Raw genomic sequence first — 6,368 nt, forward strand, 5'->3', positions numbered from 1 at the left:
CATGGCGAAAGCTCGAAAGCCAGCCTTGGCGCATCATGTCCATCGGACGAAGAGAATGGGCGAATGAGTTTTGATCAGCGAGGCGGCGTATTAGAGATCGGCTATTATGGCGAGCAGTTTCGCCCGAAGCCGGATTACAGCCATGGCAATGTGTGGGAATGCTCCCGGTTTTGCGTGCATTCCCCAGAAACGTTCGGTGTCAAGGTTGGCGCGGTTTCGTCGGCCCTTCTCGAAGGACTCTGCGAACATGCCCTATCAATGGGGATTGATGCAATTGTTGGCTTCTTCGACAAGCCGATGCGCCGTATCTACTCCCGTATCGGATGGGTTCCGGAAATCATCGCGAGTTCCAGTTTGCAGCCGGATAGCGTCGTCGGGCGATGGAATGTCACACAGCGGGCGCTCGAAGAAATCCGGGAGCGTGCGATCGCCCGGTCGGGTATTCGGTAGCCGTCGCAGCTACTCTATAATAGAGGCCCCGGCATTGATACCAGAGACCACTTCCACTCCTTGAGGAAATGTCGCTCCAAGCAGGACTGGCATCAGAACCGTCTTGCCTTTCACCTGCACTCGTAGGTGCGGTCCCGAACCTGTGTTCACGATCGCCGTTGGTGGGACGATGAGCGCGGCCTGGTTTGAATAGGTTTCAATTGTCATTCGGGCCGACATGCCGATACGAATGACTTGCCGCAGGGTTTCATCCTCAACGGAGAAGGATGCTCGGATACCGAAGGATGGCGCTCCACTCGTCTGCCTGCCTGCATCGGCCTCAGCGCTGACGCCAATGATCCGGCCTGCTATGGCTTTTCCCGGAAAGGCATCGCTGACGATTGTGACCATGTGGCCGATCTTCACCCGGTTCACGTCGATCTCATCGACATTACCCGTTACGGTGAAAGTGCTGGTATCGGCAATGGAGAACAGAGCCGCGCCGCGCATTACACTGGCGCCCGGCTCGACGGACTGGGGATTTTCCTTTCCGCCATTGTCAGGCGGCCTTGCCAGGATGCCAGCGACGGCGGTTGCGATTTTGGCTCCGGCCATCTGCTGCTTCAGGTCGTTGAGACGGCTTTGTGCATTATCAAGATCCAGCATGACGAGTTGGCGGTTCTCATCTCCCCCACGAGCCTGTGTAGAGGCCAATTCGTCTTGCGCTCCGGCAACTGTGTTTGCCTGCGCATTTCTCTGTTGTAGCAGGCCATCATATTCGTTTCGCGAGACGATACCCTGATCCAGAAGAGCTTTCAGTTCGCTTACCTGTCGCTCCAGAGAGGCCAGTTGCATTTCCGCAGCCTCTAGGGAGCGCCGGGAGCGTAGCATGTCGGCTCCGTTTTCCCATTTCTCAAGCGCATCGGCTGCCATTGCTGCCTTGATGTAGGCTGATTGCGCATCGCGGTATCGGGCGGCGATCTCGCTCGTGTCCATGACCATCAGCACATCACCGACATTCACATGCTCGCCGAGCTGGGCACGCTTCTCGCGAATGACGCCATCAAAGGGAGCAACGATCGCCACCGATTTTCCCGCCGCAATTGTGCCGGTTATATCGAGCTGCTGTGAAACCGTTTGCGGCTCGATGACGATACTCCGCTCCTGGGAGGCCACACTTGCAGAATCACTTACCGGCATCTCACGCGACTGCCAGAACCATGCGCCGGCACAAAGGCCGAGGATCGCGATGCCAGCCACCAGCAGCGTCCACAGTCTCGCGTGTCCGGATTGACTTGCCACGTCCGCTCGCGGCATGTCGGTATCGGCCTGCAGAGCGTGCGTCGACGTTGCGCGTGGCATACCTCTCACTGTTTCCGATCGATCTTTATCCGGGCTCGTCATAGGTTCAATCTTTCAGGGCAATCTTCCATGTATCCAGTGTCGTTCCTAATTGCAGGTCGAGCCGGGTTAGTGCATTCATATAACCGATCCGAGCGGCGAGAAGTTGGTTTTCCGCTGTGCGCAGACTGTCCTCCAGCGAGCGCACCTGGAACGTCGTTGAGCGTCCCGCATTCAACTTCAGTTTTTCAATTTCTATGGCGCGGGCGGCGAGGTCGCGGGCTTTTTCTGCAATGACGAGTTGCTGCCACAAAAGGCTGACCTCCGCAGCGCTCCCCCGGATTTGCATTTCGACGCCGGCGCGGATATCCGCCAGTTGCAACTCGGCGCTACGATAACTGGTATCGGCCTGCACGAGCAGCTGTTGCCTGGAAATGTCGTTGATTGGGAACCTGAACCGTACACCGCCGACGATATCAGCGACATTTTGGGTCGGGGAGCGGCTTGCGAACTCACCTCCGAACCGGCCTCGGGCGAACAGTGCAATATCCCAAAGCTGCTCGTTCTTTGCCACAACAAGACCAAGCCTGTTCTGATCGATCACGTAGAGCTGCCCCTGATAGTCCGGTCTCTGGTCAAGCGCGACAGCCAGCAGCCTGCCGATCTTCGTATCCACCTTGCGCGGCGTCAGGGATTCCGTCGCCACGATCTTTGTCGCGAAATCGAGACCGAGAAGATTGAGGAGGGCGAGTCGGGCGGTTTCGATCTGCTGTTTGGCCCGGAGGACACGCAGTTTTTGGCTCTCGACATCGGCTTCGGTCTGTACTGCATCCATTTGCGCCATGCGTCCCGAAGCGATCAACGCCCCGTTGATCCTCAGAAGATCCTCGCCACGGCCGACGGCATCCTCCGCCAGTTTCAGCTCCTCCTGTGCCAAGAGGAGATCGCGATGGGTGAAGATGACGCTGCCAATGGTTTCCGAGATGGTCGCGCGCAGGCGCAGCCGATTGATTTTCTCGCCAAGCCTGGCCTGCTGTACCGGAGCCATGTTGACCTCGATGCCGGCTCCACGAGCCAACGGTTGCTCAAAGGTCACCTGTGCGGCCGAACTCAGGGTGCGGTTACCGTCTCCAATGTTGGCGGAGTTACTCCATACAAAATCGAACGTCGCTCCTGTTCTGGTCAACATCGTGACGCCGGGAGAAACATCGATCGTGGTGCTGGTCACGTCACCGATGCGCTGGCGGGCAACCTCACCCGAGATGGAGAATTGCGGCGTAAATCGGTCTTCCGCCACCCTCAGATCGAATTTCTGGGCGATCCGGTCGATATAGGCGCTTTTGATGGTGCGGTTGTCCCGCAGCCCCATGAACACCACATCTGCAAGCGTCAGTTTTGTGCCGGAAAGCACGGTGCGCTCGCTGGCTGTTTGTCTCTGTGGAGTGGTATCTGGCACATAGTCAGGGCGTGGAACGGGGATTGGGATTTTCGATTGAGCGCGTGCGGCTGGAGTGAAGGCCAAGGACGCACCACCAAACATGACGGCGAGAATGAGAATACTCCGCATCACTCGCTCCTCAAGGCTGTGACGGGATCGAGGCGGGCGGCACGGCTTGCGGGATAGATGCCGAAGAACAGGCCAACCACCAGCGCCATACCGGCGCCGAGTGGCAAGGCCAGCGGTGCGGCTTCGAACTGCCACCCTGTCCCACCTGCGAAGATCCTGCCGGCCAGGTACCCCAATACCGTTCCGATGGCGCTCCCGACTGTTGACAAAACCAGGGTTTCGGTCAGAAACATCAGCCGGATATCCTTGCGCCGTGCCCCAAGTGACAGCCGCAGGCCGATTTCCTGTTGTCGCTCCATGACGCTCATCAGCATGACATTCATGATGCCAACACCACCAACGACCAGAGATACGGCACCGATTCCGAGGATCAGCGCCGCATAGATCCGCATCTGATTTTCGATGTTTGCGATCAGCTCGCGGGCAGTCGTCACATGCATGAATCCGCCGGCCATACGGCTCTGGAAATATCGTCGCACCGCTTCAGCCACGGCCACATCGCCAGCGCCGGAGGAGAGGCGGCCACCTATCTGGGAAATTCTCATCGGTGACACGATACGGCGGGCAGCTCCGAAGGGTATGAACACAGAGCGGTCGAACTCGACATTCAGAAGGATATTGTTCGGGGTTTCCCGTAGGATGCCTATCACTGTAAATATCTGGCTGCTGAAGAAAATCCGGTCGCCAACGCGCATCGGCGCGCCGCCGCTTGCCTCGATTTCCGCAGCCACCCCGGAGCCAAGAACTGCAAAGGCAGAGAAACCGTCGATATCGGAGGTCGCGCGTCCTTGTTTTATTTGAGCTTTGCCGAGAGAGTAGATACCGTCCGTCGCGGCGATCACGGTCGCCTGCACATCGACGCGGCCTGTCCGGATGCTGCCGCCGGTTTGAGTCATCGCCGCCGCGGCCGAGATTCCGACGTTTGCTGTTGGCAAATCGAGGACATCGCGTACCGTCACTTGCGGCATAGCGTGCCCGTTCGATTGTGGCTGCATCATCACCAGGTCGGTTCCAAGAGCCTCGAACTGGCGCAACGCCTCACGTCTGGCATTATGGCCGACATGCAACATTGCGATCACGGCGGCCGTGCCGATGGCGATACCGAGCAAAGCCAGAGCGCCCCGGCCTTTCACCATCCTGATATCCGCGATCGTTTCGCGGACGATTCCGACTGCGATGCCGCCATGCCCTTCGTTCATGTCGTCGTCACGCTTCGGAGGGCGGCTGAACTGTCGTCGAGGACCTGGCCGTCCCGCATCACGATCCTGCGTGGGCAGCGAGCCGCAATCGTCGGGTCGTGTGTGACGATGATGACCGTCAGGCCAAGTTCGGCATTAAGTGCCAGGAACAGCGACATGACGTCGTCTGCCGACTGACTGTCAAGGTTGCCTGTCGGTTCATCTGCCAGCAGCAGCTTTGGATTGCCAACCAGAGCGCGGGCGATCGCGACGCGCTGGCGCTGCCCTCCCGAAAGCTCATCTGGGCGATGGGCCATTCGGTTGCCAAGCCCAACCTGATGCAGTGCCGCCGCTGCCAGCTCCCGCCGCATACGTTTCGATACACCTCGATAGACGAGCGGGAGGGCCACATTGTCGAGTGCCGTGTAACACGGCAGCAAGTGAAAGGACTGGAATACGAAACCGATCATCCGGTTGCGGAGCCGCGCTGCAGCATCGGCGGAAAGCAAGCTCGTCTTCTGACCGGCTATCTCTATCTCGCCGGTCGTTTGTCGGTCCAGCAACCCGATCAGGTTCATGAGCGTTGTCTTGCCGGATCCGGAAGCTCCTGTCAGCGCACAGAAATCTCCGGCGGAGGCCGAAAATGAAACGTCGCGCAAAACCGGTGTCGTCGTCTGACCACGAATGTAGATTTTGGACAGGTTTAGGACACCAAGCAAAGGCATCTCCGCAATACAGGTTGCATTTAGAAGGCGTGTTTTCCGCGGTATCGTCTTTTCCGTGTAAATTCAACTGCGAAATTCGCAGTTGAATTGCTTTGAAAGCTTAGGATGCTTCAACCGTAATGGACATCCTTTAAGGGACTCGATATGAAAATAATCGCCAGAATTGGTGCCGCAACGTTGCTCGTCGGCACGACATTCGCTACCTCAGCATTCGCTGATGCTTATATAACTTCCGGTAACCAACCCTTTATCGGGCAGTCGAATTGGAATTACGACGCTGCGCCGATCGCTGCGTTGGCTGGAACCCCTGCAACTGCGAAGATCACGACGGTAAGCTTCTCATGGGGCTACCGGGCGCCAACATACAACCCCAATAGTCCGGCACCTTACACCCTCTGGGCGAAGGCATGTGTTGACCTTCTGTGCGGGCAGACGTCAAGCGCATCTGTATCGGACTCTACTTTTTGGGCTGGTCGTTCAGCCACTGCGCCCTAGCAGTTCACTTTTTGGGCTGCAAGCCCACAGACCAAAACCTTCGTCGGTGGCAGCTTAAGCCCAAATGGTCAGGTCCGACTGACGGTAAACTACGAAAGATAAACGGCTTATCAGTCAGCACGATTTCTCCTTGGCGGTTTCATCGCCAAGGAGGTTCATTAATTTTGGAGTGTTCATGGCAAGAGCTTCGACGTGCATTCTGGGTGTCGTACTCGCGATTGCTGTTTTCGGCGAATCTCGTGCTGAGGGGCCGCTGTTTTCCCCGGAGCAATTTACCTTTGACAGATCGAAGCAGAGTGCGGACTTGTGCGTCTTCAATAATGAGACCCAGCCGCTAGTCTGGACGGGGAGGATTGTGGGTTGGCAGGTTGACGAGGTGGGGGCCAATCATTTTTCAGATACCAATGATTTCAGGTTGGAGCCCGGCCAGATCGAACTTGCGCCGTGGACTAGCGCGCTTTTGAAAATCCATGCGCAGCAGATCAGGCAGGACATTCTGGAGCGATCATACAGGATTGTTTTACAACTGAACGAGCCGCTAGAGCAAATCCTGTTCAATCGGGGTCATATCCTGCTGCCCTAAAATAGTTTGCGCATTCGGTTGGCGTGAAGCGTCGCATCAGAGCGCCGACC

The 6,368-nt window shown here is 57.4% G+C and carries 6 protein-coding genes; 2 read left to right on the forward strand and 4 right to left on the reverse strand.

What is annotated here, in order from left to right:
* On the forward strand, window positions 1-450 hold a 450-nt coding region (locus ACI2KA_RS26705), incomplete at its 5' end, for an acyl-homoserine-lactone synthase (RefSeq protein WP_404505450.1).
* 9 nt (window positions 451-459) lie between these two features.
* Here ACI2KA_RS26705 and ACI2KA_RS26710 read toward each other — a convergent pair.
* The 4 genes from ACI2KA_RS26710 to ACI2KA_RS26725 all read right to left on the reverse strand — a co-directional run bounded on the left by ACI2KA_RS26710 (window position 460) and on the right by ACI2KA_RS26725 (window position 5,240).
* Window positions 460-1,689 carry an efflux RND transporter periplasmic adaptor subunit gene (locus tag ACI2KA_RS26710; protein ID WP_404505451.1) on the reverse strand — a complete coding sequence of 410 codons (1,230 nt, stop codon included), beginning with the start codon at window positions 1,687-1,689 and terminating at the stop codon, window positions 460-462.
* 148 nt (window positions 1,690-1,837) lie between these two features.
* Window positions 1,838-3,337, reverse strand: coding sequence for a TolC family protein (locus ACI2KA_RS26715; RefSeq protein ID WP_404505452.1), 1,500 nt, complete (start codon window positions 3,335-3,337; stop codon window positions 1,838-1,840).
* On the reverse strand, window positions 3,337-4,536 hold the full coding sequence (locus tag ACI2KA_RS26720; RefSeq protein ID WP_404505453.1) for an ABC transporter permease: 1,200 nt from the start codon (window positions 4,534-4,536) through the stop codon (window positions 3,337-3,339). Before ACI2KA_RS26720 ends, ACI2KA_RS26715 begins: the two co-directional genes overlap by 1 nt.
* On the reverse strand, window positions 4,533-5,240 hold the full coding sequence (locus tag ACI2KA_RS26725; protein WP_404505454.1) for an ABC transporter ATP-binding protein: 708 nt from the start codon (window positions 5,238-5,240) through the stop codon (window positions 4,533-4,535). Before ACI2KA_RS26725 ends, ACI2KA_RS26720 begins: the two co-directional genes overlap by 4 nt.
* 670 nt (window positions 5,241-5,910) lie before the next feature.
* Here ACI2KA_RS26725 and ACI2KA_RS26730 point away from each other — a divergent pair.
* The gene (locus ACI2KA_RS26730; RefSeq protein ID WP_404505455.1) at window positions 5,911-6,318 is read left to right on the forward strand and encodes a hypothetical protein; all 408 of its coding nucleotides are present in this window, start codon (window positions 5,911-5,913) and stop codon (window positions 6,316-6,318) included.
* Window positions 6,319-6,368 lie beyond the last annotated feature (50 nt).

Source organism: Agrobacterium sp. NPDC089420 (genome assembly GCF_044900305.1).
In the GTDB taxonomy this organism is placed as follows: Bacteria; Pseudomonadota; Alphaproteobacteria; order Rhizobiales; family Rhizobiaceae; genus Agrobacterium.